Genomic DNA, 23,862 nt, shown 5'->3' with positions numbered 1-23,862 from the left:
GGTGAAGCGGAGGGCGGTCCGGCGGAAACCTTTCCGCCGGACCGCCCTTTGCGTGGTGACCGCCCCGTCCACACCGTCGCAGGCACCCTCTAGGCTGGGCGTCATGCGTGATCTTGTAGCGGGGATGCGGTATCTGGGCGAGGGGCAGCGCTGGGTCGCCCGGCACGGCCGGTGGTGGGGGTTCGGGCTGATCCCGGCGCTGATCGCGCTGGTGCTCTACGCCGGGGTGCTCACCGCGCTGGCCATCTGGTCCGGTGATCTCGCCGCCTGGGCGACGCCGTTCGCCGACGACTGGGGCTCGCCCTGGCAGCAGCTGCTGCGCGGGGTGTTCGTGGCGCTGCTGCTGGCCGGCGGACTGACGTTGTCGGTGCTGACCTTCACGGCGGTCACCCTGCTGATCGGCGACCCGTTCTACGAGTCGCTCTCGGAGCAGGTCGAGCAGAGCGAGGGGTCCTGCCCGCCCGGCCCCGACCGGCCGCTGTGGCGGGAGATCGCGCTCGCGCTGCGGGACAGCGTCCATGTGCTGCTGCGCGCGGCCGGCTTCGGCGTGCTGCTGTTCGTCCTCGGCTTCGTGCCCTTCCTCGGCCAGACCGTGGTGCCCGCGATCGGCTTCTGTGTCTCCGGGTTCTTCCTCACCGTCGAGCTGACCGCGGTGGCGATGCAGCGCCGGGACGTCCCGGTGCGCGCCCGGCTGCGGCACCTGCGCGGTCGCAAGGCGCTCGCGGTCGGCTTCGGCACCCCGCTCGTGCTGCTCTTCCTGATCCCGTTCGTCGCGGTCGTCCTGATGCCGGGTGCGGTGGCCGGCGCGACGCTGCTGGTGCGGGACCTGCTGCCGGAGGAGAACGGGAACGGGGACGAGGGCGGCGACCGGGGCGCGGACGGGGCCGCGGGCCGCGTCGAGGGTGCGGCCCCGGCCGGCGTCGGCCCCCTCCCGGCTAGCCCGGTACCCCCGCCGGCACCGCACTTTCCACCGCCTCCGCGTCCGCAGTCCGGTCCAGGGCCGTCCGCAGGGCGTCCACCAGCCGGCTGGTGAGCGCGGCGTCCGCGTCCAGCAGGGGCCCGCGGACCGGCCCGGCCGGCAGCCCGAGGTGCGTCAGCAGGGCCTTCACGGCGACCGTGCCGGGCGTCCCGGACCCGGTCACCGCCTCGATGAGCGGGATCAGGGCGAGCTGGCGGCGGGCCGCGCCGGCGGTGTCGCCCGCGTCGTAGGCATCGAGGACCGCCCGCACCGCCCGCGGCGCCACATTGCCGGCCGTGCTGACGCAGCCGGCGCCGCCCAGCGCGCGCAGCGGCAGGATCTGCTCGTCGCAGCCCGCGTAGTACGCGAGATCCGTCGCGGCCAGGACCTTCGCCGACTTCAGCAGGTCGTAGCCGCAGTCCTTGACCGCCGCGATCCGCGGGTGGCCGGCCAGTCGCAGCAGGGTGTCCGCGGTCAGCGCGGTGCCGGTGCGGCCGGGGATGTCGTAGAGCATCACCGGCAGCCCGGTGGCGTCCGCGACCGTGCGCAGATGGTGCGCGACAGCCTCCTGCGGGGGCCGCGAGTAGTACGGCGTGACCGCCAACAGGCCGTGCGCGCCCGCCCGTTCGGCGCTGCGGGCCAGTTCGACGGTGTGCCGGGTGTCGCTGGTGCCGACCCCGGCGGTGATCCAGGCCCGGTCGCCGACCGCCTCGGCGACGGCCCGCAGCAGGGTCTCCTTCTCGGCGTCCGAGGTGGTGGGGGACTCGCCGGTGGTGCCGCTGAGGACGAGCGCGTCACAGCCGCCCTCGTCGACGAGCCGGGTGGCGAGCCGCTGGGCGCCGTCCGGGTCCAGCTCCCCGTCCGCGGTGAACGGGGTGATCATGGCGACCGCGGTACGGCCGAAGGGGGTGGGGTTCTCCATGCCGGAAGTGTGAAGGCCCATCATCTTTCACGTCCACTTAGTTGTTCTTGCGCGATTCTTAAGTGATGCCATGTAGTTGATGGCTTGATGGTCCGTGCCGCGCTGCCGGTGGCTCCGCGCCCCGCAAACGCGGGGCGGCCGCCGCACCTGTCGGTGCGACGGCCGCCGGGCTGCTGAGGCCCATCACGCGTCAGTCAGGCCATTCCGCGAACGCTTCAGGTCCTGGGTCCGCTCGGACGCGGACTCCTCCGACGACTTCGGCTTCCGCTGGTCGGCGCGCCGCTCCGCGGCACGGTCCTTGTTGCCCGACTTACGGTTCTGCGCCTTCGGCATGATGACTCCCTATGTCTCGCCGAATGTTGCTTACCTGCCCAGTACCGCACCCCCGGCCGGGATCGGCTCCCGGACGTGGGCCGGTGGAGTGACGGACAGGTCACTCGGGGTGACGGAAGAGGGGGAGTGCGGGCCTCACGGCTTGATCCGCAGCACCTGCGGATCGTGGTCGCTGGCCTGGTCGGCGTACTCGGCGTTGATGTGCACGATGTCGTAGTCCGGCCTGGTCAGGTGGCGGCTGGTGAGCATGTGGTCGAGCACCTGCGAGTTGCCGCTGTAGACGTAGCCGTAGCGTTCCGCCGCCGGCAGCCCCTTCACCAGGTCCGTCAGGACGCCACCGGCGGTGAGGTCCTTCAGGGCCGGCGAGAACTGGTAGTCGTTGAGGTCACCGGCCACCACCACGTCCGCCTTGGGGTCCTTGGCCAGCAGGTCCTTCACGAAGGCGTTCACCAGCTTCGCCTGCGCGGTGCGCTGGGTCTCCGAGGAGCGGACCGGCGGCTGGAAACGGCTGTCCAGGCCCTGGTCGCCGCCCTTGGAGTTGAAGTGGTTGGCGATCACGAAGATCCGGCTGCCCGGGCGGCTCTTGAGCGAGAACTGCCCGGCCAGCGGCTTGCGGCTGGTCTTCCACGCCGGGTCGGCCGGCGCGATCCGGCCCGGGGAGGCGGACAGCGCGGCCCGGCCGTGGTCACCGACCACCGTGACCGGGGTGGTGGCGTCGCCGCCCTTGACGTCCGTGAACGACACCCGCGCCGGGTTGAACAGGAACGCCACCCGGATGTTGCCGCCCGGCTGACCGCCGTCCTGGTCGTTGACCGGGTCGATCGCCCGCCAGTCGTACGCCGGGCCGCCGGCCGCCTTGATCGCGTCGGTGAGCTTCTTCAGGGTGGAGCCGGCGGTGACCGTGCCGTCGTCCTTGGCGCCGCTGTCGTCCTGGACCTCCTCCAGGGCGACGACGTCCGGGGCCGCCAGGTTGTGCACCAGCGCCTTGGCCAGCCGGTCGAACTTCGCCTGCGGGTTGTCCGGCGCGAGGTTCTCGACGTTGTACGTGGCCACCGCCAGCTCGCCGGACTTCTGCTTGCGGGTGGTCTCCGGCTTCGGGCCGTTGCCGGTGAGCTTGCCCAGCTCGGTGGCCTGGAGGGTGTAGCCGCCGAAGTTGTCGTAGTCCAGCGGCCCGGCCGTGGTGCCGGCCAGCGTGTCGCCGACGTCGGCCACCGGGAACGGCCGCTCGGAGAAGGGGATCAGCGACGCCACCTTCACCCGGCCGCCGTTGGGGTCCGCGTACGAACGGTAGAGGGTGCCGCCGCGCGGGGTGCGGTTGTGGCCGGGCTCGGCGGTCACCCACAGCTCGTGGTACTGGTTCGTCGGGCCGACGACCCGGGCGCCGCCGACCGCGACCCGCATGCCCTCCAGCGACTCGTAGCGGTCCAGCGCGTAGGAGCCGGGGCGCAGCTTCAGCGACTCGATGCTCTTGCCGCCCGCGTCGGGGGCGTAACGGTTCGGCACCGAGGCGGAGTTGAGCGTGAACGCGGCCGGCAGCGGGTTGCCCGACGAGTCGGTCTTCCAGGTCGCCTTGGTGATCTCGGTGACGGACTGCAGGCCGGCGTCCTTGCCGCCCGGGTAGTACTCGCTGACCGTGCCGGAGAACGTGATCGCGTCACCGACCGAGACCTTCGGGGTCTCCTTGCCGGTGAAGACGAAGACCGCCTCGCTGGTGGCCGGGTCGTCGTCCGGGTGCGGGTCCTGCACCCAGAAGCCGCGCGAGGAGCCGAACGCCCGGACGGCGGTGACCGTACCGGGCACGTCGCTGACCTGCTTACCGGCCAGCGGGGATATTCGGGTGCTGCCCTGGATGTCGTGGATCCGGGCGCCGGCCGCCGAAGCGGACTGGGTGGCGGTCAGCAGTCCACCGGCGAGGGCGGCCGCCACGACCGCGCCGATGGCGGCCGGTCTGCGGAGCGGACGACGGGACGGCATGCATGCCTCCGAGGGAAGAGGGGGGTGGAAAGAGTGCGTGCGGAGCCGGAACGGCGTCACGCTACGCGCGTCAATCTCTTGTGCGGGCAAGGGAGTTGTCAAGGTTTCGCCGGTGACCGGCGGGCGGCGCGGGGGTGAACCGCCCGAGATACGGAGAATTCCGTCTACGCTGGGGCGGCGCCCTCCCCGGAGCTACCGCTGGGAGGTACCCCCAGCCGTAGTCCGTTCCGAGGAGCTGAGCACCCGATGTCCGCAGACCGTCCCACCCTGCCGCCGGTGCGGCTGCTCTCCGAGGCGGAACTGGCCCGGGACGCGCTCAGCGCCCCCCTGATGTCCCGGGCCGTCCGGCTCGCCCGCTGGGCCGAGCGGGGCGTCCCGGTCGGTGCCGGTGGCGAGATCCTCCATGACGCGCTGGCCGCCGCCACCGAGCACCTCGGTCTGACCGCCGACGAGGACGGCCCGGCCTGCACCGCCGAGGCGTGGCAGCTGGCGGTGGACACCGGCCTGGTCGAGATCGAGGAGACCCCGGAGGCCGACGGGACGACGGCCGGGGACGGGGCCGGGCCCGACGACGACGCCGCGGTCGGCACCGCCACCCCCGGCGAGGAGCTCGCCCTGCTCACCTCCGGAGGCCCGCAGGACGTCCTCGACATCTGGCTGTCCGGTATGGAGACGGTGCTCGCCGACGCGGCCGCGCCCGACCTCGCCGATCTCGCCGACCAGCTCGCCGAGGGCGGTGAGCTGGACCTGGACGCCCTCGACTGGAACCCGGAGGAGGAGGCCGAGCTGCTCGACGGCATCCTCGGCAACCTCTACCTCCTCACGGCCCTGGCCGAGGGCCCCGACCAGAGCGTCCCGCTGCCCGCGCTGGCCGCCTCCATGATCGTCCCGGACGACATGGACGAGCCCACCGACGACGTCCTCGAAGAGGTCTCCGAGGCGATGATGCGGCTCGACGACCAGTTCCGGGTGCTGGAGCCGATCGGCCTGGTCGCGTACCGGCCGGTCGACGAGGCGCTCATCGAGGAACTGGACGAGGAGGGCGAGACGGTCAGGGCGGCCGAGCCCCTCACCGACGAGGACGTCTCCCGCTACGGCCTGGTCCGCCTCACCCCGCTCGGCGTCTACGCGGTCCGCGCCCGGCTGCTGGACGCGGGCGCCGACGCCCCGGCGGTCGGCGACCTCACCGGCAAGGGCGCCGACGTCCTCCTCGACGCGCTGCCCGACTACCCCGAGGCGCACGCCCAGGCCGAGTCCGAGCAGTGGCTCGCCGCCCGCGCCCCGCTCGACGCCGCCCGCGAGCTGCTCGGCGCCGCCCGCGGCGACGACGAGGGCGCCCCGCGCCGCCGGCTCGCCGCCCAGCAGACCCTCTCGCTGGTCGCCCCGGACGCCGAGGCCGCGCTGCGCGAGGTGCTCGACGACCGGCAGCTGGGCGGTCTGGCCAGGGTCTGGCTGGCCGAGCGCGGGCTGCCCGGCATCCCCGAGCCGTCCCAGGACATGATCTTCTGGCTGACGGTCGACACCATCGCCGCCCAGCTGGCCGGCGCGGACGAGGGCACCGAGGCCGAGCTGCGCGACCTGGTCCAGGGCCTGACCGAGCAGCACAGCGGCTTCTTCGACGCCGCCTGGCGGGTGGACCACCCGGCCACCGCCGACGTCCTGGAGGCCATGGGCCGGCTGCACCCGGACAAGAAGGCCGCCAAGGAGGCCCGCAAGGCCGCGTTCAAGGCGCGCTCCCGGCAGTCGAACTGAGCGGTCTTCCGTCGGGGCCGGTCCACAGGCGGGAAACACCGCCCGGGCCGGCCCCAACTGCTTCCTGGATGTCGCGCCGCGTTCAACTGGAGTTCGACGACGCACGGGAGCGTGTGCGGCGCAGGCACAGGGGAGTAGAACCGGCCATCTTGGAGATGACAATGCCGCTCACCCGGAGAGACTTCGCCAAGCGTTCCGCCCTCGCCGGCGCGGGGGTCGCGCTGGCCGGCAGCGCCGGCGTACTGGCCACCGCGCCCGGCGCGCTCGCCGCGGACGCGGCACCGGCCGCGGACGGCACGGCGGACGGCCCCGGCCACCCGGCCGGCTACGGCCCGCTCCTGCCCGACCCGGACGGCATCCTCGCCCTCCCCGCCGGGTTCTCGTACAAGATCGTCACCCACTCCGGCGTCACCAAGCTGGACAGCGGCGAGTCCACACCGTCCAACCACGACGGCACCGGCACCTTCGCCGGCCACCGCGGCACCACCCTCCTGGTCAACAACCACGAGCTGAAGGGCCCGCGCGGCGACTGGCCGCACCCGGTCCCGCTCGCCGCCGGACTGGTCTACGACCCGGCCGCGGCCGGCGGCTGCACCGTCGTCGAGGTCGCCAAGGACGGCACCCCGGTCGGCGAGTGGGTCGGCATCGCCGGCACGTCCACCAACTGCGCGGGCGGCACCACGCCTTGGGGCACCTGGCTCACCTGCGAGGAGACCGAGGACAAGGCCGGCCAGCACGGCATGACCAAGGACCACGGCTACGTCTTCGAGGTCGACCCGCACGACCGGCGGGCTGGCCAGGACCCGAAGCCCGTCAAGGCGCTGGGCCGTTACGCCCACGAGGCCGTCGTCATCGACCCCCGGCGCGGCCACGCCTACCTCACCGAGGACGCCGCCGGCCCCAACGGCCTCTTCTACCGCTGGACCCCGCCGCAGGGCTTCCACCACGGCCGCGGCCGACTGCGCACCCTCGCCGACGACGCCGGTGTGCTCCAGGCCTTCAAGTGCTTCGACTCCGGCGGCCGGTTCGTCGACGACCTCTCCCGCGCCACCCGGCCCGGCACGGTCTACGGCGTCGACTGGATAGACGTCCCCGACCGCGACGCCCGGACCACCTCCGTCCGCAAGCAGTTCAAGGACACCGAGATCACCCGCGCCCGCAAGCTGGAGGGCCTGTGGTGGGGGGACGGCGGCGCCTACGTGGTGTCCTCCTACGCCCGCGAGGAGAGCCCGGTCCAGCACGACGGGCAGGTCTGGTTCTACGACCCGCGGCGGCGGACCCTGACCCTGAAGGTGCTGCTCGGCGTCAACCCCGACCCCGGCAAGGACGGCGCGTTCGACGGCCCGGACAACATCACCGTCTCGCCCTACGGCGGCCTGATCATCGCCGAGGACGGCGAGGGCGTCCAGCACCTCTTCGGCGCCACCGAGGACGGCCGCACCTACCCGCTGGCCCGCAACGAACTCAACATCGGCACCGCCGAGGAGCCCGAGTACAGCGAGTTCACCGGCCCGGTCTTCTCCCCGGACGGCCGCACCCTCTTCGCCAACATCCAGGAGCCCGGCATCATGCTGGCCATCACCGGCCCCTGGAAGCGGCACGGCCGCCGGGCCTAGCCCGCCGCCGTCAGCAGGTAGTAGTCCAGCAGCCGGGTCTCGTACGCCGTCAGATAGCGGCGTGGCCACCCGCCGGAGAGCTCGGGCTGCTGGGCCATGTACCGGTCGTACCCCTCCCACACCGCGTCGCCGATCGGCCGTACCACGACGTCCCGCAGCCCCGCCCCGGCCAGCGTCCCGGCGAACTCGTCGATCACATGCGGTACGTCCAGCCCGTCGGCGTACGGCGGCAGCAGCCCCGGCAGCTCCCGGGCGGCCCCCGGGGTACGGGCGAAGAACGTGGTCAGCGCCAGCCGGCCACCGGGCCGCAGCACCCGCGCCGCCTCCCGGGCGAAGGCGGCCGGGAAACGGAAGTGCTGCACGGCCTCGACGGAGTACAGGCAGTCGACGGCATCCGCGGGCAGCGGCATCCGCTGGGCGGCCCCCAGCACGAACGTCAGCCGCCCGGCGCCGCCCGCGCCACCGGCGAGCAGCTCGGCGTGCGCCGCCCGGGCCCGGGCGATCTGGTCGGGGTGCGCGTCCAGACCGATGACCGGATCCAGCCCGAACTCCCGCAACGCCAGCACACAGCCCAGCCCGCGCCCGCAGCCGGCCTCCAGGGCACTGCGGCCGCGCGCCTCGCCGAACGTGCCGAGCACCAGGCGGTAGAGGTCCTGCTCGCTGCGCACCCGGTCCGCCTCGGTCAGCACCCGGCCGGTCAGATCGCCCAGTCCCGCCCAGTAGCCGAAGTTGATGAACCCGCCGGCGAAGGCGGGCACGGTGGCCAGGTCCCATTCGCCGTAGACCCTCGCGACCCGCGGCGGGAGGTCCGGCGTGGCCGCTGGGCCGTCCGGGTGGCCGGCGGCCCCGGCCGGGCCGGTCTCCGGCTGCTGCTGCGCCATGGGGGAGGCTCCTTCCGCGGCCGGCGGGCGGGACGGGAATCCTGGGGGCGGCGGGACGTTGAAGCAGGGGTGGTGAACTCGACGACACGGACGACACAATTTTCGGTCCTGGACCGCTCCCGCACCAGGGAAGGGCACCCGGCGGCGGCCGCCCTGCGGGACACGGTGGCGCTGGCCCGCCGCGTCGAGGAGCTCGGCTACCACCGCTTCTGGGTCTCCGAGCACCACAGCGTGCCCGGCGTGGCCGGCTCCGCGCCGACCGTGCTCGCCGCCGCGGTGGCCGCCGCGACGTCCCGGATCCGGGTCGGCACCGGCGGGGTGATGCTGCCCAACCACCGGCCGCTGGTGGTCGCCGAGCAGTTCGGGGTGCTGGAGTCGCTCTTCCCCGGCCGGATCGACATGGGGCTCGGCCGGTCGGTCGGCTTCACCGGCGGGATCCGCCGCGCCCTGGGCACGGACAAGGACGCCACCGACGACTTCGGGGCCCAACTCGCCGAGCTGATCGGCTACTTCACGGGCGAGCAGACCGCCCATCCCGAGGTCCACGCGCGGCCCGCGGAGGGGCTGCAGGTCCCGGCGTTCGTCCTGGCGACCGGGGCCGGCGCGCGGATCGCCGCGGCGGCCGGGCTGGCGCTGGTCATCGGCGACGTCCGCGGCCGGCAGCAGATGCTGGACGCCATCGACGGCTACCGCCAGGACTTCCGGCCCTCGCCGCTGTGGGAGCGCCCGTACGTGGTCGTCTCCGGGACGGTGGCGGTCGCGGACACCGAGGCGGCGGCGCGCCGGCTGCTGCTGCCGGAGGCCCGCGCGCTCGCCCACTCCCGCACCCACGGCGTCTTCCCGCCGCTGCGGCCCGCCGAGGACGGCCCGGCGGCCACGGCCGGCATGTCCGACCGTGAGCGCGGCTTCTACGAGGACGCCCTGCGCGGGCACGTGCACGGCACGGAGGAGCAGGTTGCCGACGCCCTCGGCACGCTGATCGACCGCAGCGGCGCGGACGAGGTGCTGGTCACCACCAGCACCTACGACCGCGCGGCGCTGACCGAGTCGTACGAGCGGCTGGCGCGGGTCGCCGGGCTCACAGTGCCTGACCGGCGGGTTTGACCATCCCGCGGACCGTGCGGGCGTCGACGAACTCGCCCATGGCGGTCATCTCCCACTCGCCGGAGAACTGGCGGATCAGCTTGGCCATCATCACGCCGGTGCGCGGTTCGCCGTGGGTGAGGTCGAAGCGGACCAGTTCCTCGCCGGTCTGGGCGTCCAGCAGGCGGCAGTACGCCTTGGCGACGTCGGAGAACTTCTGGCCGGAGAAGGAGTTCACGACGAAGACCAGGCCGGTCACCTCCGGGGGCACCCCGCCGAGGTGGACGGTGATCGCCTCGTCGTCGCCGGCGCCCTCGCCGGTGAGGTTGTCGCCGGAGTGCTGGACCGCACCACCGAGGATCATCAGCTTGCCGAAGAAGCAGTTGTCGATCTTCTTGCGGTCCGGGCCGTAGGCGATGACCGAGGCGTCCAGGTCGATGTTCTTGCCGCGGAAGGCGGGCTCCCAGCCGAGGCCCATCCGCACCGAGCCGAGGAGCGGGCGGCCGCCCTTGACCAGCGAGACGGTCTGGTTCTTCTGCAGGCTGACCCGGCCCTTGTCGAGGTTGACCTTCCCGGAGCCGGGCGCCGGGGCGGGCGCGGGCGCGGCGGCCGGCGGGGGTGCCACCGGGGCCGGGGCGCCGGCGGGCGGGCCCCACTGGCCGGCCGGGGCCGGGGGAGTGGCCGGTGCCGGCGGGGCGGCAGGCGTGAACGGGGCCGCCGGGGTGGCGGGGGCGGCGGCCGGGGCGGCCGGCTCCTCGACGCTCACGCCGAAGTCGGTGGCGATCCCGGCCAGGCCGTCGGCGTAGCCCTGGCCGACCGCGCGGACCTTCCAGGCCCCGGCCCGGCGGTAGATCTCGACGACCACCAGTGCGGTCTCCGCGCCCAGCCGCGGCGGGGTGAAGGTGGCGATCAGGCTGCCGTCGTCGGCGTTGCGGACGGTGCCGGTCGGCTCGGTGCCCGCGAACGTCGCGCCGGGGGCGTCCGGGCTCGCGGTGACCACGATCTTCTCGATGGCGTCGGGCACCGCGGCGGTGTCCACCGTGATGGTGTCGCCGCCGGCCGCCGCGGAGTACGTCACACCGGGGCCCGTGGGCTGGTTGTAGAACACGAAGTCGTCGTCGGAGCGCACCTTGCCGTCGGGGCCGAGCAGCAGGCCCGAGACGTCCAGCCGTACGGGGGCGGTGACGTCCACCGCGACCCGTACGGCGGTGAGCGGGAGGTTCGAGCCAGGAGTCATAGCGGTCATGCCGGGACCAACGATCGGTTCGCCTTTGCGGTTCCATTACCCGCGGCCGGCCGGCCGCCGGGCCGCCGCACCGTCGTCCTCACCGTCGTTCGCGGGAGTTGCCGAACAGCAGCCGGTAGGCGATCAGCAGGACCAGCGCACCGGCGACCGAGGCGATCCACATGGACGGTTCGCCGAAGTCCTTCGGTATCGGGCGGTGCAGGAACTTGGTGGACAGCCAGCCGCCGATGAAGGACCCCACGATGCCGATCAGGGTCGTGCCGACGATCCCGCCCGGGTCGCGCCCCGGCAGCAGGACCTTGGCGATGATGCCCGCGATCAGCCCCAGTACGAGCCAGCTGACGATGCCCATGATGCGTTCCTCGTTCCTGCGCGTGTGTGCGTGCCCGGCGGGGTGCCGGTGCACAGACGAGGACGCCGGCCGGGCGGCGCGGGTTCCGTGCCGTGGTCCGTACCACGTGCGCACCGCCCGGGCCGGCGGCCGGCGCTCAGTGGGGCCACTGGGGCGGATCGGTGCAGAAGGAGCCGCCGAGATGGGCGTGTTCCGGATTGTCGGCGTCCAGTTCGCCCTGGGCGGCGAGGAGTTCGGCGGCGTACAGCTCGGCGTCGTCCCTCGGCTCGTACCCGAGGGCGCGGGCGGACGACAGGTCCCACCACAGGCGGGTGTTGGCGGAGGAGCCGTGGACGACGGTGTGGCCGACGTCCGGCGCGGTGAGCGCGGCGTGCAGCAGACGGGCCGCGTCGGCCGGGCTCAGCCAGGTCGACAGCATCCGCACCGTGGTCGGTTCCGGGCAGCAGGAGCCGATCCGGACGGACACGGTCTCGATGCCGTGCAGGTCCCAGTAGAGCGAGGCGAGGTCCTCGCCGAACCCCTTGGAGAGGCCGTAGTAGGTGTCCGGGCGGCGGGGGGTGTCCACCCCGATCGCGCCGGAACCGTCCGCCGGGCGAGGGGTGAAGCCCACCGCGTGGTTGGAGGAGGCGAAGACGATCCGGCGGACGCCCGCCTCGCGCGCCGCCTCGTAGAGGTGGTAGGTGCCCTCGATGTTGGCGCGCAGGATCTTCTCGAACGGCGCCTCCAGTGAGATCCCGGCGAAGTGGACGATCGCGTCGACCCCGCGCACCGCCTCGCGCAGCGCCTCCTTGTCGGCCAACTCGGCGGTGATGACCTCCGGTCCGCCCGCCGCGTCCTCGATGTGCCGGATGTCCTCGAGGTTCTCGATGTTCTCGATGGTTCGCTGGTCGAACAGGCGCAGCCGGTACCCGTAGGGCGGCAGCAGCTCGCGCATCAGGGTGCCGAGCCCGCCGGCGGCGCCGGTGAGCAGGACGGTGCGGGGTGCGGTCATGGGGCGGTGGACTCCTCGGGCGGTGGGGCGGACGGCTCCCGTGCGGCACGGAAGGGCGCATTCGAGGGCGGCGTTCGATGGCGGATTCATGTCCATGCGGATTCATGTCCGTGGACGCCACACGCTAAGGAGGGCGCCATGGCCGGTCAAGACATGTGACGGATCGGGTAAATCGGCTTGTAATCCCGCTGATGTCAGGGGAGTTGGGCATCCTTGACCGTGGAGGTCGGCTGCTCTAGCGTGAACGCGGTTCAGGGTTATGGACGTCGATCAGAAACATGCACGTACTGCGATGTGCGGGCATGTCAGGGAGAGCCCAGTGACCGCACCCCCTCCTCCCGCCGCAGCCGGCCCCCGGCTCGCCGACCGCCTCGACGGACCGCTGTTCTTCCCCGTGACCGCGTACGGCCCCGACGGCAGCCTGGACCTGACGGCCTTCCGCGCCCACGTACGGAGCGGCATCGACGCGGGCGCGGCCGCGGTCTTCGCCTGCTGCGGCACCGGCGAGTTCCCCGCGCTCGACCCCGAGGAGTTCGCCGACTGCGTCGCGGCCGCGGTCGAGGAGACCGCCGGCCGGGTGCCGGTGATCGCCGGCACCGGCTACGGCACCGCGCTCGCCGTCCACTTCGCCCGCCTCGCCCACCGGGCGGGCGCCGACGGACTGCTCGCCCTGCCGCCCTACCTCGTCGTGGCCGGGCAGGACGGCCTGCTGCGGCACTACACCGCCCTCGCCGCCGCCACCGAGCTGCCGGTCATCGTCTACCAGCGCGACAACGCCGTCTTCGCCCCGTCCACCGTCGTCGCCCTGGCCCGCACCCCCGGCATCATCGGCCTCAAGGACGGGCTGGGCGACCTCGATCTGCTGCAGCGCATCATCAGCGCGGTCCGCACCGAAGCCCCGGGCGAGGACTTCCTCTACTTCAACGGCCTGCCCACCGCCGAACTCACCGGCCCCGCCTACCGGGGCCTGGGTGTGCACCTCTACTCCTCCGCCGTCTTCGCCTTCGCCCCCGAGATCGCCCTCGCCTTCCACCGGGCGCTCGCCACCGGCGACCACGACACCGTGCAGCGGCTGCTGGACGGCTTCTACCGGCCGCTGGCCGAACTCCGCAACCAGGGCCGCGGTTACGCCGTCTCGCTGGTCAAGGCGGGTGTCCGGCTGCGCGGCCTGGACGTCGGCGAGGTCCGGCCCCCGCTGTCCGAACCGGCCCCGGCGCACCGGAAGCAGCTGGCCGCACTGCTCCACCACGGCCTGGAGCTGGCCGCGGCGGTACCCGGGACCGGCGCCTGATGCGCGCCGCCGCCTTCCTCTACCCCTGGGACGTCATCGGCGACCCGGACGCCCCGGCCCGCCTCGCCGGCCTGGGCATCGACCAGGTGTCCCTGGCCGCCGCCTACCACTCCACCCGCGCCCTCACCCCGCGCCACCCGCGCCACCGCATCGTCACCGCCCGGCACTCCGCCGTCCTCTACCCGCCGGACCCCGCCCGCTGGTCCGGCCGGGAGCTCCGCCCCTACGCCCAGGACTGGGTGGCCGGCCCCGACCCCTTCGGCGCGGCCGCCCGGGCGCTGGCCGACGCGGGCCTGGAGGTGCACACCTGGGTCGTTCTGGCGCACAACTCCCGCCTGGGCGCCGAGCATCCGTCCCTCGTCGTCCGCAACGCCTACGGGGACGCCTACCCGTGGGCGCCGTGCATCGCCCGGCCCGAGGTGCGCGGCTACCTCGTCGACCTCGCCGCCGAGGCCGCGGTCCGCCCGGGCGCCCGCGGTACGGAACTGGAGTCCTGCGGTTGGTACGGGCTGGCCCATCTGCACGCCCACGACAAGATCGCCGGAGTGCCGCTGTCCGCCGCCGCGCAGTACCTGATGTCGGTCTGCTTCTGCACGGTGTGCGCCGAGGGTTACCGCGAACTCGGCATATCAGCCCGCGAGTTGAGGGCGGCGGTGGTGAGCGCCCTGGAACCGCTCTGGTCGGCGGAGGCGCCGTCCGGGCCGTCCGGCCCGTCCGCCCCTCCGGTGGACCGGGAGGGCGAGTGGGCCGCCGTCGAGGCGCTGCTCGGCGCGGAGCCGGCGGCTGTGCTGCGCACCTGGCGGGACCGCGCCGCCCGGAGGCTGCGGCGCGCGGTGGTGGGCGCCGTACGGGCGGCCGCGCCGGGCGGCTTCCGGGTGCTGCTGCACGCCGATCCCGCCACCCACCGCTGCGGCGCGCACCCCGGTGTGGACCCGGCCGAGGCGCTGGCCGACGCGGACGGTGTGGTCCTGCCCTGCACCGGCGGCGCGGCGGCCCGCGCCGCGGCACTCGGCCCGTTCGCCGGGCCCCGCCCCGCCGCCGCGACGGTCGCCGCCAACCTCACCATCGTCTCCGGCCTGGGCGGCAGCCCCCGCACCCTCGCCGCCGACGCCGCCCACGCGGCCCGCCTGGGCGCCGGCGAACTGCACCTGTACCACGCGGGCCTGGCCGGCAACGACGACCTGGCCGCCGTCCGGGAGGCGCTGGCCCGGCTCAGGGACGGAGCGGGGGAGCGGCCGTAGGGCGGACGAACCCGCACTCGTACGCCGTGATGACGGCCTGGGTGCGGTCCCGCACGCCGAGTTTGGCCAGCACGCCCGCCACATGGGTCTTCACCGTGGCGGGGCCCACGCCCAGCCGGTCGGCGATCTCGGCGTTGGTGAGGCCCGCGGTCATCAGCCGCAGCACCGCCCGCTCCCGGTCGGACAGCCGGGCCCGGAGCAGCCGCGCGGTGTCCTCCGCGGCCCGCTGCCCGGCGTGCCGGGCGGCCAGCCGGCGCACCGCGGCCGGGAAGAGCAGCGAGTCGCTGCGTGCCACCAGCCGTACCGCCTGCACCAGTTCGTCCGCACCGGACCGCTTGAGCAGGAAGCCGCTGGCGCCGGCCCGCAGCGCGTCGTAGACGTAGGCGTCGTTCTCGAAAGTGGTCACGACGATGATCCGCGGCGGCTCGGGCATGGTGGCGAGCACCTGCTCGGTCGCCCGGATCCCGTCGATCTCCGGCATCCGCACGTCCATCAGCACCACGTCCGGGCGCAGCGACCGGATCAGCGGCACCGCCTCGGCTCCGGTGGACGCTTCGCCGACGACCTCCAGATCGGGCTCGGCGCCCAGGATGGCGCGCAGCGCGGTGCGCACCATCCGCTCGTCGTCGGCGAGCACGATGCGGAGTGGGAGCGGGGAGTGCGGCGGCCCGCCCTGCTCGGCCGACGGCTCCGTGGCCGGTTCCTGCGTCATGGTGCGTCCCCCTCCGGCCCGGCCCGTCGTCGGCCCGGCGTCCCGTTCCCCGTGTGATCGGTCGTGTCGTGCGTCTGCCCCGCCAGCGGCAGCCGGGCGGTCAGCCGCCAGGTGCCGTCCTGCGGCCCGGCGGCCGCCTCCCCGCCGAGCAGCCGGGCGCGCTCCGCGATGCCCCGCAGACCGCGGCCGCCGCCGGCCCGGGGCGCTCCCTCCGGCGCCGCTCCGGAAAGCGGGTTCTCCATCCGAAGCGTCAACTCGCCGTTTATTGCGCAGAGTTGGAGCCGGACCGGGACCGGGCCGGCGTGCCGCAGGACGTTGCCGAGGCCCTCCTGCACGATGCGGTACGCCTCCCGGGAGACCACCGGCGGCAGTCCGGTGCAGCGGCCCCGCACGGTCGCCTCGACCGGTACGCCCGCCGCCCGGGTCCGCTCCAGCAGTGCTTCCAGGGCGTCCAGGGTGGGGGCGGGCAGCGCCGGGTCGGAGCCGTCCTCCTCGCGCAACAGGCCCAGGACGGTGTCCAGTTCGGCGACCGCGGCGCGGGTGGTGTCCTCGATGGCGGCCAGCGCCCGGCGGGCGAACTCGGGGTCCGCGTCCAGGACCCGGCGGGCCGCGCTCGCCTGGAGGGTGACCGCGCTCAGCGCGTGGCCGACGGAGTCGTGCAGTTCGCGGGCCAGCCGGTTGCGGGACGCCAGGTCGGCGGCGCGGCGTTCGGCGGCGGCCAGCCGGTCGGCGGGGGTGGGCCCCAGCAGCGGCGGGGCGCAGCGGGCCAGCAGGGTCCCGGCCGCCCAGGTGGTGCAAAGGACCAGGCCCAGCAACCCGAGCCCGGCGAGCGGGCCGAGGACGCCGGGCAGCTCCCGCGTCCAGGCGGGTACGGAGTCCCGTAGCGGCGCGGAGAACGGCAGTACCAGCAGCACCATCGCGGCGGGCGGGGCGGACAGGGTCATACCGCTGACGATGCCGCCGGTCGTCAGATGCGCCACGAACCACAGCGCGCTGCGCCGGCGGGCCGCCCACGTGAGCGCCGGCCCGTCGGCCAGCCGCTCCCCGGGCACCCCGCACAGGGACCGTACGGCGGCCACCTCCAGCGGGCGCAGCAGCGGGAAGAGCAGCCCGGCCACCGCGGCGAGCGGCAGCGCGCAGCCGAACGCGGTGAACTGCACGGGCACTTGACGCAGCGGGTCGGCGCCGGGCCAGAACAGCGGGAGGACGACCGAGGCCAGCAGGTAGAACGGCATCAGGAGCGCGCCGCCCAGGATCAGATGGACCCAGCGGCCGCCCCTCAGCCGCAGCCGGACGTGTCCTTTCATGCCCGCCAGCCTTCCGCCCGGCCGGACCGCGCGCCTCGGTCCCGCCGACGATCCGCCTCCGCCGTACGGGGGAGGGCCACCCGGCCCGGGGGGCGCCTCACAGCCGCCGGGTCGCCAGGGCCAGCCGGTCGCGGGCGTCGAACAGGGTGTCCTTGATCATCTGCTCATGGGCCGGGGTCAGCCGGGCCACCGGCACCGAGCAGCTGATCGCGTCCCGGGCCGGGGTGCGGTAGGGGATCGCCACACCGAAGCAGCGCAGGCCCAGGGTGTTCTCCTCGCGGTCGACCGCGTAGCCCTGCTCGCGCACCGCGTGCAGCTCCTCGATGAGCTGCTCGCGGTCGGTGATCGTGTGCTCGGTCAGCTGCGCGAGGCCCGGCGGCAGCATCGCCCGCACCTGGTCGTCGGTGTACGTGGCGAGCAGCGCCTTGCCCAGCGAGGTGGAGTGGGCGGGCAGCCGCCGGCCGACCCGGGTGAACGGGCGCAGGTAGTGCTGCGACTGCCGGGTGGCGAGGTAGACCACGTTGGTGCCGTCGAGGCGGGCGAGGTGGATGGTCTCGGTGGTGTCGTCGGAGAGCCGGTCCAGCGCCGGCCTGGCCACCGCCACCACCTCGTCGCCGTCGATGTACGACGTGCCGACCAGCAGCGCGCGGACGCCGATGCCGTACCGGGTGCCGGTCGCGTCGGTCTCCACCCAGCCGAGGTCGACCAGGGTGCGCAGCAGCATGTAGAGGCTGGACTTCGGGTAGCCGACGGCTTCCTGGACGGAGGCGAGGGAATGCATACCGGGGCTGCCCGCGAAGTACTCCAGGAGTTCCACCGTCCGCACCGCGGACTTGACCTGCGATCCTCCGGAATCGGCAGCTGACATCGCCCTTGACCCCTCTGTTCGGACAGCCATAGAGTCCCGTTTGTTCAAGATCTGGGACGACGTTCACCATATCGAACGGTGTCCGGTCCGCTGCAAGGGCCGGACGGCTCCGGAAGCCGGGCAGCACGCCCGGGAACGGACGTTCCGGACCGGCACGGCGACGGGCCGCACCACGCAGCACGATGCGGCACGACGCAGTACGACCTCGGCACGGCATCACCAGGAGGAATGCACGGTGGCAGCGGCAGCACCAGTCTGGAGTGTCGACCCCCGAACCGGGAAGCGGCGGGAGCAGGTTGCGGTGGAGGCCACAGAGGCCGAGGTGGACAGCGCGGTCCGCGCCGCGCACGCCGCCCGGGACGCGCTGGCCGACCGTGCGGTGCGGGCCGCGCTGCTGCGCCGCGCCGCCGGCCTGCTCGACGAGGCGGGCGAGGCGGTCATCGAGGCCGCCGACGCCGAGACCGCGCTCGGCCCCGGCCGCCTCACCGGCGAACTCGCCCGCACCACCTACCAGTTGCGGTCCTTCGCGGACCTCGTCGAGGAGGGCGCCTTCCTCGACGTACGGATCGACCACGCCGACCCCGCCCTCACCCCGCCCCGGCCCGACCTGCGCCGCTACAAGATCCCGCTGGGCGTGGTCGCGGTCTACTCCGCCAGCAACTTCCCGCTGGCCTTCTCCGTTCCCGGCGGCGACACCGCCAGCGCCCTCGCGGCCGGCTGCCCGGTCGTCGTCAAGGCGCACCCGGACCACCCCGCCACCTCCGAACTGTGCGCCGCGCTGCTGCGCCGCGCCGCCGACGAGACCGGGCTGCCGGCCGGCGTACTGCACCTCGTCCACGGCTTCCAGGCCGGGATCGACCTGGTCCGCCACCCGCTGGTGGCCGCGGCCGGCTTCACCGGCTCGGTCCGCGGCGGCCGCGCCCTGTACGACGCGGCCGCGGCCCGCCCGCACCCGATCCCCTTCCACGGCGAGCTGGGCAGCCTCAACCCGGTCGTGATCACCGAGGCCGCGGCCGCCGAACGCGCCGAGCAGATCGGCGCCGGGCTGGCCGGCTCGATGACCCTGGGCACCGGCCAGTTCTGCGTCAAGCCGGGCCTGGTGCTGGCGCCCGCCGGGCCGGCCGGGGACCGGCTGCTGGCCTCGCTGACCGACGCGGTCAGCGACACCGAGGCCGGGGTGATGCTCGACCGGCGGATGCGCGAGGCGTTCCTCGGCGGCATCCGCGGCCGCGCCGAACTGCCCGACGTCGAGGCCCCGGTGACCCCGGGGGCCGGCGGTGAGCACACCGTCAGCGCCGGCTTCCTCACCGTGCCCGCCGCCCGCCTCACCGCCGAGGGCCCGCACGACCTGCTGCTGGAGGAGTGCTTCGGCCCGGTCACCGTCGTCGCCCGCTACACCGACGAGGCCGAGATCGGTGCCGTCCTCGCCCGGCTGCCCGGCAACCTCTCCGCGACCCTCCACCTGAGCGACGCGGAGACCACCGGCACCGACGGGGACGGCACCGACGGCGACGGCCTCGGTGCCCGGCTGCTCGCCCGGGTCACCCCGCTCGCCGGCCGGGTGGTCGTCAACGGCTGGCCCACCGGCGTCGCGGTCGCGCCCGCCCAGCACCACGGCGGCCCCTACCCGGCCACCACCTCGACCGCCACCTCCGTCGGCGGCACCGCTGTGGAACGCTGGCTGCGGCCGGTCGCCTACCAGGACACCCCGCCCGCCCTGCTGCCGCCCGCACTCCGCGACGGCAATCCCCTCGGGCTGCCGCGCCGGATCGACGGCCGCCCCGAGGGCGGGTGAGGCCCGGCGTGCGCCCCGCCCCGGACACGGCCACGGCCGTCCTCCGGGTCCGCGGCGCGACCCGCGGGGACCTGCCGGCGATCGCCGCCCTGCACGCCGGCGCCCGCGCCGCGTACCACCGTGCCCGCCACCCCGGCGCGCCCTTCGACATCCCGGGCGAACAGGCCCGCTGGCACGACGCCTGGGCCCGGGTCCTGGACCGCGCCGACGCCCCCGCGCTCTGCGCCGAACGGCACGGCACGGTCGTCGGCGCCGCCTCCTACCTCCCGCACGCCTCGACGGCGCGCGGGGAACCCGATCGCACCGGCACCGCCCGCCCCACCGTCGCGCTCGACCAGCTGCACGTCGCGCCCGCCCACTGGGGCACCGGCGTCGGCCGCGCCCTGCACACCGCCTGTCTGCGCGCCTGGCACACGGCCGGGTTCTCCCGCGCCGTCCTCGACGTCCTCTGGCACAACCACCGCGCCCGCGCCTTCTACGACCGGCTCGGCTGGCGCCCCGACCCGGACCGCCGCCCCGCCCCCGACGCCACCCACCTCACTCTGGCGCTGGACCTGACCGGCCCGGCTCCGGACGCTCCGCCGCCGGAGCCGCCGGAGCCGCCGGAGCCGCCGGAGCCGCCGTCCTCCGGCCGATGAGCTGCAGCCGCTCGGCCCGCCGCCCGTCCAGCGTCCCCACCGACCCGGACCGCTCCGCCACCACCGAGAAGCCCGCCGCCCGCACCAGCTCCCGCAGCCGCTGTGGGGTGTGGTGCCGGAAGACCCCGCCGTCGGGCGTCTCGAACACCCCGAACGTCCCGTACCGGTCCGCGAACCGCCGGTACCGCTCCTGGTTGAACGCATCGTCCTGCAGCGGCACGTCGCTCACGTACAGCACCCCGCCCGGCCGTACCAGCCGCCCCAGCTCCCCGGCGATCGCCTCCTGGTCCACGTCCCGGGGCACGCAGGTGAGCACCGCGAACAGCAGCGCCGCGTCGAAGGACCCCGCCCCGAACGGCAGCGGAAGTCCCGGGTGGTGCCGCAGGTCCAGCTCCGGATGCTCCCGCCGCCCCCGCGCGATCAGCGCCGCCGAGACGTCCACCCCGCACACCCCGCGGTACCCCAGCCCCGCCAGCTCGGCGGTCAGCCGCCCGTAGCCGCAGCCGTAGTCCAGCACCCGCGCCTCCCGCGGCACGTGGGCGGCCAGCAGACCCGGATCGAGCGGGTGGGTGAAGGTCTTCGCGGAGCCGGTCGTCTCCCAGAAACCGAGGAATCCCTGTGGCGAGGTCATGTCCGGACGGTACCCGCGGAATAGCCCGGCGCCCCGCGCGGTTGCCCACACGAACACGTCCCCACACGTCCCCACCCGTCCCCACGAGGAAAGTCAGCACATGCGCGTCGAAATCTGGTCCGACATCGCCTGCCCCTGGTGCTACATCGGCAAGGCCCGCTTCGAGGCCGGGCTCGCCGCGTTCGCGCACCGCGACCAGGTCGAGGTGGTGCACCGCTCCTTCGAGCTGGACCCGAAGGCGCCGCCGGCCTCCGACGTCCCGGTGCTCGACATGCTCGCCGCCAAGTACGGCGTCAGCCGCTCCCAGGCCGAGCAGATGGAGGCCCGGGTCGCCGCCGCGGCCGCCCAGGAGGGCCTGGACTACCGGTCCGACCGCATCCACGGCAACACCTTCGACCTGCACCGCCTGCTGCACCTGGCCGACGCGCACGGCCGCCAGGAGGCGCTGCTCGACGCCTTCTACCGCGCCAACTTCGCCGAGGCCCGGCCGCTCGGCGACCCCGCCGTCCTCGCCGGGCTCGCCACCGGCGCCGGGCTGCCCGCCGACGAGGTCGCCCGGGTGCTCGCCGACCCCGACGCGTACGCCCAGGAGGTGCGCGCCGACGAGCGCGCGGCGGCCGAGCTGGGCGCCACCGGCGTCCCGTTCTTCGTCATCGACCGCCGCTACGGCATCTCGGGCGGCCAGCCCGCCGAGGTCTTCCGGCAGGCCCTGGAGCGGGCCCACGCCGACGGCGTGGTGGAGATCGTGCCGGCCGGTGACGCGGAGGTCTGCGGGCCGGACGGCTGCGCGGTGCCCGCAAACTGACCGCCGGCCGGCGGCCGACCGGGCACGACCACGGACCGGAACACCGTGGACGGAGCGTGCCCCGCCGAGCACAGTGGGGGCATGCAGCGACATGAGCCACTCGGCGGGGCCGAATTCGCGCCCGAGACGACCTATCTGAACTCCGCCTCCAGCGGACTGCTCCCCCGGCGCAGCGCCGACGCCCTGCGCGCGGCCGTCGAGGAGGCCACCTCCTACGGCACGATGGGCCGCGACTACTTCGCCGCGCCCGCCGCCGCCCGGGCCGCCTTCGCCCGGCTGCTGGACATCCCCGCCGAGCGGGTCGCCATCGGCAGCTCGGTCGCGGTGCAGTCCGCGGTCGTGGCCGCCTCGCTCCCGCCCGGCAGCGAAGTCCTCGCCCCCGAGGGCGACTTCAGCTCCCTGGTCAACCCGCTCGGCACCCACCCGAACCTCACCCTGCGCACCGTGCCGCTGGAGGCCCTGGCCGACGAGGTGCGCCCCGGCACGGCCCTGGTCGCCTTCAGCGCCGTGCAGTCGCTCGACGGCCGGATCGCCGACCTCGCGGCGGTGCGCGAGGCTGCGGCGGCCCACGGCGCGCTCACCTACCTCGACGCCACCCAGGCCGCCGGCTGGCTGCCGCTGCGCGCCGCCGACTACGACTTCCTGGTCTGCGGCGCGTTCAAATGGCTGCTCTGTCCGCGCGGTACGACGTTCATGGCCTTCGGCGGCGACCGCGGCGGACCCGGCACCGCACCCGACTGGCCGGCGCCGCACGCCGGCTGGGTGGCCGGGGAGGACATCGGCGAGTCCAACTACGGCCTGATCCGGCCGGCCGCCACTGCCCGCCGCTACGACGAACCGCACGCCCACTTCGCGTACATCGGCGCCGCGGCGTCCCTCGGCCTCATCGAGGAGCTGGGCGTGGCCGCCGTCCACGCGCACAACACCGCGCTCGCCGACCAGTACCGCGCCGGACTGGCCGAACGCGGCCTGACCCCGCGCGGCGCGCCCGGCTCGGCGATCGTCTCCGCCCCCGGACCGGCCGACGCCCAGGAGCGGCTGGCCGAGGCCGGCGTACGGATCTCGGTGCGCGGCGGCCTGCTGCGCGCGGCCTTCCACCTCTACAACGGAACGGCCGACGTGGAACGGCTGCTGGAGCTGCTGAAATAGCCGGCCGGTGACGGGAATGCGCGGCGGGCCCGGGACGTTGGAAGTGTCGAACCGTCAGTGGGAAGGTGTCGACCGTCATGGTCAACGGCCCTGCTTCCGCACCGTAGTTGAGAGGCCCTCAGTGACCACCGCATTCGAGCCCTTCGAGCTCGCCGGCATTCCGCTCGCCAACCGCATCGTGATGGCGCCCATGACGCGGAACCGCGCCACCGAGGAGGGCGTCCCCACCCCGTCGATGGTCCGCTACTACACCCAGCGGGCCTCGGCCGGCCTCATCATCACCGAGGCCGCCCAGACCGAACCGGTCGGCCGCGGCTACCCGTTGACCCCCGGCCTGCACACCCCCGAGCAGGTCGCCGGATGGCGCGCGGTCACCGACTCCGTGCACGCCGCCGGCGGCAGGATCTTCGCCCAGCTGTGGCACGGCGGCCGCGTCGGCCACCCGGTGCTGCTGCCCGACGGCCTGGTGCCGGTGGGGCCCTCCGCGGTCGCCGCGGCCGGCCAGGGCTTCACCCAGGAGGGCCCGACGGACTTCGTCACCCCGCGCGAGCTGACCGGCGAGGAGATCGATGCGACGATCGCCGGATTCGCCGCGGCGGCCCGCAACGCCGTCGAGGCCGGCTTCGACGGCGTGGAGATCCACGGCGCCAACGGCTATCTGATCCACCAGTTCCTGGCGCCCAACGCCAACCTCCGCACCGACGGGTGGGGCGGCTCCGACGAGGCCCGGGCCCGCTTCGCCATCGAGGTCGTCCGGGCCGTCGCAGGCGCCATAGGCGCACACCGCACCGGACTGCGGATCTCGCCCGGCAACCCCTTCAACGACATCGCCGAGCCCGCCCCCGAGACCACCTACACCACGCTGATCGAGGCGATCGCCCCGCTGGGCCTGGTCTATCTGCACACCTGCGACGTCCGCGACCTGGACCTGCTGGCCCGGCTGCGCAAGCGCTTCGGCGGCACGTTCCTGCTCAACCCGGCCACCGACGGCCGGCCCACCGGCCCCGAGGAGCTCGGCCTGATCGAGGAGGGCGGGGCCGATCTGCTCGCCTACGGCGCGCTGTTCCTCGCCAACCCCGACCTGCCCCGCCGGCTCGCCCTCGGCGGCCCCTTCAACACCCCCGACCGGGCGAGTTTCTACGGCGGCGACGACACCGGCTACCTCGACTACCCGGCGCTCGCGGACTGACCTCCACACGGCGGCGGGGGGGGCCCCCCCCCCCCCGGGGGGGGGGGGCCGCGCCCCCCCCCCCCCCGGGGCCCCCCCCCCCCCCCCCAAAAAAACCGGGGGTGGATCCCCCCCCCCCCGGTGGACGG

At 74.6% G+C, this 23,862-nt stretch carries 22 protein-coding genes; 11 read left to right on the top strand and 11 right to left on the bottom strand.

Annotation, left to right across the window (positions count from 1 at the left end):
- Positions 1–103: 103 nt before the first annotated feature.
- On the top strand, positions 104–1,033 hold the full coding sequence (locus ACGF4C_RS05585) for an EI24 domain-containing protein (RefSeq protein WP_393563533.1): 930 nt from the start codon (positions 104–106) through the stop codon (positions 1,031–1,033).
- Here ACGF4C_RS05585 and dapA read toward each other — a convergent pair.
- The 3 genes from dapA to ACGF4C_RS05570 form a co-directional block, all read right to left on the bottom strand.
- Positions 936–1,880: a 4-hydroxy-tetrahydrodipicolinate synthase gene (dapA, locus tag ACGF4C_RS05580; RefSeq protein WP_393563531.1), complete on the bottom strand. Its 945-nt coding sequence runs from the start codon at positions 1,878–1,880 to the stop codon at positions 936–938. The genes ACGF4C_RS05585 and dapA overlap by 98 nt on opposite strands.
- A gap of 183 nt (positions 1,881–2,063) precedes the next feature.
- Positions 2,064–2,213, bottom strand: a complete 150-nt coding sequence (locus ACGF4C_RS05575) for a hypothetical protein (RefSeq protein ID WP_199812430.1) — start codon at positions 2,211–2,213, stop codon at positions 2,064–2,066.
- A 135-nt stretch (positions 2,214–2,348) separates the two neighbouring features.
- A complete protein-coding gene (locus ACGF4C_RS05570; protein ID WP_393563529.1) occupies positions 2,349–4,187 on the bottom strand; it encodes an endonuclease/exonuclease/phosphatase family protein in 1,839 nt (612 codons plus the stop codon).
- A 246-nt stretch (positions 4,188–4,433) separates the two neighbouring features.
- Here ACGF4C_RS05570 and ACGF4C_RS05565 point away from each other — a divergent pair, with 246 nt between their 5' ends.
- A complete protein-coding gene (locus ACGF4C_RS05565; RefSeq protein WP_393563528.1) occupies positions 4,434–5,939 on the top strand; it encodes a hypothetical protein in 1,506 nt (501 codons plus the stop codon).
- Positions 5,940–6,100: 161 nt separating this feature from the next.
- The gene (locus tag ACGF4C_RS05560; protein WP_393563526.1) at positions 6,101–7,555 is read left to right on the top strand and encodes an alkaline phosphatase PhoX; all 1,455 of its coding nucleotides are present in this window, start codon (positions 6,101–6,103) and stop codon (positions 7,553–7,555) included.
- On the opposite strand, the gene ACGF4C_RS05555 is transcribed toward ACGF4C_RS05560, so the two are convergent.
- A complete protein-coding gene (locus tag ACGF4C_RS05555) occupies positions 7,552–8,436 on the bottom strand; it encodes a class I SAM-dependent methyltransferase (RefSeq protein WP_393563524.1) in 885 nt (294 codons plus the stop codon). The two genes, ACGF4C_RS05560 and ACGF4C_RS05555, sit on opposite strands and share 4 nt — an antisense overlap.
- Before the next feature lie 72 nt (positions 8,437–8,508).
- On the opposite strand from ACGF4C_RS05555, the gene ACGF4C_RS05550 reads away from it, so the two are divergent.
- Positions 8,509–9,540 (top strand): MsnO8 family LLM class oxidoreductase, encoded by a 1,032-nt coding sequence (locus ACGF4C_RS05550; protein ID WP_393563522.1) that lies wholly within the window; start codon positions 8,509–8,511, stop codon positions 9,538–9,540.
- Here the strand turns inward: ACGF4C_RS05550 and ACGF4C_RS05545 are convergent.
- The 3 genes from ACGF4C_RS05545 to ACGF4C_RS05535 all read right to left on the bottom strand — a co-directional run bounded on the left by ACGF4C_RS05545 (position 9,515) and on the right by ACGF4C_RS05535 (position 12,108).
- Positions 9,515–10,756, bottom strand: a complete 1,242-nt coding sequence (locus tag ACGF4C_RS05545) for a TerD family protein (protein ID WP_393563928.1) — start codon at positions 10,754–10,756, stop codon at positions 9,515–9,517. The genes ACGF4C_RS05550 and ACGF4C_RS05545 overlap by 26 nt on opposite strands.
- Before the next feature lie 88 nt (positions 10,757–10,844).
- A complete protein-coding gene (locus ACGF4C_RS05540) occupies positions 10,845–11,117 on the bottom strand; it encodes a GlsB/YeaQ/YmgE family stress response membrane protein (RefSeq protein WP_030411749.1) in 273 nt (90 codons plus the stop codon).
- Between the two features lie 136 nt (positions 11,118–11,253).
- Positions 11,254–12,108, bottom strand: a complete 855-nt coding sequence (locus ACGF4C_RS05535) for an NAD-dependent epimerase/dehydratase family protein (protein WP_393563520.1) — start codon at positions 12,106–12,108, stop codon at positions 11,254–11,256.
- A 292-nt stretch (positions 12,109–12,400) separates the two neighbouring features.
- Between ACGF4C_RS05535 and ACGF4C_RS05530 the strand changes: the two genes are divergently transcribed.
- Both ACGF4C_RS05530 and ACGF4C_RS05525 read left to right on the top strand, forming a co-directional pair.
- A complete protein-coding gene (locus ACGF4C_RS05530; protein ID WP_393563518.1) occupies positions 12,401–13,399 on the top strand; it encodes a 5-dehydro-4-deoxyglucarate dehydratase in 999 nt (332 codons plus the stop codon).
- Positions 13,399–14,640: a hypothetical protein gene (locus ACGF4C_RS05525; RefSeq protein ID WP_393563517.1), complete on the top strand. Its 1,242-nt coding sequence runs from the start codon at positions 13,399–13,401 to the stop codon at positions 14,638–14,640. The genes ACGF4C_RS05530 and ACGF4C_RS05525 overlap by 1 nt, the downstream gene beginning before the upstream one ends.
- Here ACGF4C_RS05525 and ACGF4C_RS05520 read toward each other — a convergent pair.
- From ACGF4C_RS05520 to ACGF4C_RS05510, 3 genes are all read right to left on the bottom strand, one after another.
- On the bottom strand, positions 14,612–15,352 hold the full coding sequence (locus ACGF4C_RS05520) for a response regulator (protein WP_388961690.1): 741 nt from the start codon (positions 15,350–15,352) through the stop codon (positions 14,612–14,614). The genes ACGF4C_RS05525 and ACGF4C_RS05520 overlap by 29 nt on opposite strands.
- Positions 15,349–16,659 (bottom strand): sensor histidine kinase, encoded by a 1,311-nt coding sequence (locus tag ACGF4C_RS05515; RefSeq protein ID WP_393563514.1) that lies wholly within the window; start codon positions 16,657–16,659, stop codon positions 15,349–15,351. The genes ACGF4C_RS05520 and ACGF4C_RS05515 overlap by 4 nt, the downstream gene beginning before the upstream one ends.
- 97 nt (positions 16,660–16,756) lie before the next feature.
- Positions 16,757–17,527, bottom strand: a complete 771-nt coding sequence (locus ACGF4C_RS05510) for an IclR family transcriptional regulator (protein WP_393563512.1) — start codon at positions 17,525–17,527, stop codon at positions 16,757–16,759.
- A gap of 235 nt (positions 17,528–17,762) precedes the next feature.
- On the opposite strand from ACGF4C_RS05510, the gene ACGF4C_RS05505 reads away from it, so the two are divergent.
- Together ACGF4C_RS05505 and ACGF4C_RS05500 are read left to right on the top strand one after the other, a co-directional pair.
- Positions 17,763–19,322: an aldehyde dehydrogenase (NADP(+)) gene (locus ACGF4C_RS05505; RefSeq protein ID WP_393563510.1), complete on the top strand. Its 1,560-nt coding sequence runs from the start codon at positions 17,763–17,765 to the stop codon at positions 19,320–19,322.
- Between the two features lie 8 nt (positions 19,323–19,330).
- Complete coding sequence (locus ACGF4C_RS05500; protein WP_393563508.1) at positions 19,331–19,960, top strand: GNAT family N-acetyltransferase; 630 nt, start codon at positions 19,331–19,333, stop codon at positions 19,958–19,960.
- Here ACGF4C_RS05500 and ACGF4C_RS05495 read toward each other — a convergent pair.
- Positions 19,860–20,591 (bottom strand): class I SAM-dependent methyltransferase, encoded by a 732-nt coding sequence (locus tag ACGF4C_RS05495; RefSeq protein ID WP_393563507.1) that lies wholly within the window; start codon positions 20,589–20,591, stop codon positions 19,860–19,862. The two genes, ACGF4C_RS05500 and ACGF4C_RS05495, sit on opposite strands and share 101 nt — an antisense overlap.
- 100 nt (positions 20,592–20,691) lie before the next feature.
- On the opposite strand from ACGF4C_RS05495, the gene ACGF4C_RS05490 reads away from it, so the two are divergent.
- The 3 genes from ACGF4C_RS05490 (at position 20,692) to ACGF4C_RS05480 (ending at position 23,734) form a co-directional block, all read left to right on the top strand.
- Positions 20,692–21,396, top strand: coding sequence for a DsbA family oxidoreductase (locus ACGF4C_RS05490; protein ID WP_393563506.1), 705 nt, complete (start codon positions 20,692–20,694; stop codon positions 21,394–21,396).
- Between the two features lie 81 nt (positions 21,397–21,477).
- Positions 21,478–22,545, top strand: coding sequence for an aminotransferase class V-fold PLP-dependent enzyme (locus ACGF4C_RS05485; protein WP_393563504.1), 1,068 nt, complete (start codon positions 21,478–21,480; stop codon positions 22,543–22,545).
- A 121-nt stretch (positions 22,546–22,666) separates the two neighbouring features.
- Entirely contained in the window at positions 22,667–23,734 is a 1,068-nt protein-coding gene (locus ACGF4C_RS05480; protein ID WP_393563502.1) for an alkene reductase, read from the top strand.
- The last annotated feature ends 128 nt before the right edge of the window (positions 23,735–23,862 follow it).

The organism is Streptomyces sp. NPDC048197, assembly GCF_043202395.1.
Lineage (GTDB): Bacteria > Actinomycetota > Actinomycetes > Streptomycetales > Streptomycetaceae > Streptomyces > Streptomyces siderophoricus.
The sequence above is the reverse complement of the archived record's forward strand: the minus strand, read 5'-3'. Positions and strand labels throughout refer to the sequence as shown.

Bases quoted from the DNA above. Each gene is read 5' to 3' on its own strand.
- ACGF4C_RS05585 (WP_393563533.1), top strand. From the start codon at position 104: ATGCGTGATCTTGTAGCGGGGATGCGGTATCTGGGCGAGGGGCAGCGC.
- dapA (WP_393563531.1), bottom strand. From the start codon at position 1,880: ATGGAGAACCCCACCCCCTTCGGCCGTACCGCGGTCGCCATGATCACC.
- ACGF4C_RS05575 (WP_199812430.1), bottom strand. From the start codon at position 2,213: ATGCCGAAGGCGCAGAACCGTAAGTCGGGCAACAAGGACCGTGCCGCG.
- ACGF4C_RS05570 (WP_393563529.1), bottom strand. From the start codon at position 4,187: ATGCCGTCCCGTCGTCCGCTCCGCAGACCGGCCGCCATCGGCGCGGTC.
- ACGF4C_RS05565 (WP_393563528.1), top strand. From the start codon at position 4,434: ATGTCCGCAGACCGTCCCACCCTGCCGCCGGTGCGGCTGCTCTCCGAG.
- ACGF4C_RS05560 (WP_393563526.1), top strand. From the start codon at position 6,101: ATGCCGCTCACCCGGAGAGACTTCGCCAAGCGTTCCGCCCTCGCCGGC.
- ACGF4C_RS05555 (WP_393563524.1), bottom strand. From the start codon at position 8,436: ATGGCGCAGCAGCAGCCGGAGACCGGCCCGGCCGGGGCCGCCGGCCAC.
- ACGF4C_RS05545 (WP_393563928.1), bottom strand. From the start codon at position 10,756: ATGACTCCTGGCTCGAACCTCCCGCTCACCGCCGTACGGGTCGCGGTG.
- ACGF4C_RS05540 (WP_030411749.1), bottom strand. From the start codon at position 11,117: ATGGGCATCGTCAGCTGGCTCGTACTGGGGCTGATCGCGGGCATCATC.
- ACGF4C_RS05535 (WP_393563520.1), bottom strand. From the start codon at position 12,108: ATGACCGCACCCCGCACCGTCCTGCTCACCGGCGCCGCCGGCGGGCTC.
- ACGF4C_RS05530 (WP_393563518.1), top strand. From the start codon at position 12,401: ATGTGCGGGCATGTCAGGGAGAGCCCAGTGACCGCACCCCCTCCTCCC.
- ACGF4C_RS05525 (WP_393563517.1), top strand. From the start codon at position 13,399: ATGCGCGCCGCCGCCTTCCTCTACCCCTGGGACGTCATCGGCGACCCG.
- ACGF4C_RS05520 (WP_388961690.1), bottom strand. From the start codon at position 15,352: ATGACGCAGGAACCGGCCACGGAGCCGTCGGCCGAGCAGGGCGGGCCG.
- ACGF4C_RS05515 (WP_393563514.1), bottom strand. From the start codon at position 16,659: ATGAAAGGACACGTCCGGCTGCGGCTGAGGGGCGGCCGCTGGGTCCAT.
- ACGF4C_RS05510 (WP_393563512.1), bottom strand. From the start codon at position 17,527: ATGTCAGCTGCCGATTCCGGAGGATCGCAGGTCAAGTCCGCGGTGCGG.
- ACGF4C_RS05495 (WP_393563507.1), bottom strand. From the start codon at position 20,591: ATGACCTCGCCACAGGGATTCCTCGGTTTCTGGGAGACGACCGGCTCC.
- ACGF4C_RS05490 (WP_393563506.1), top strand. From the start codon at position 20,692: ATGCGCGTCGAAATCTGGTCCGACATCGCCTGCCCCTGGTGCTACATC.
- ACGF4C_RS05485 (WP_393563504.1), top strand. From the start codon at position 21,478: ATGCAGCGACATGAGCCACTCGGCGGGGCCGAATTCGCGCCCGAGACG.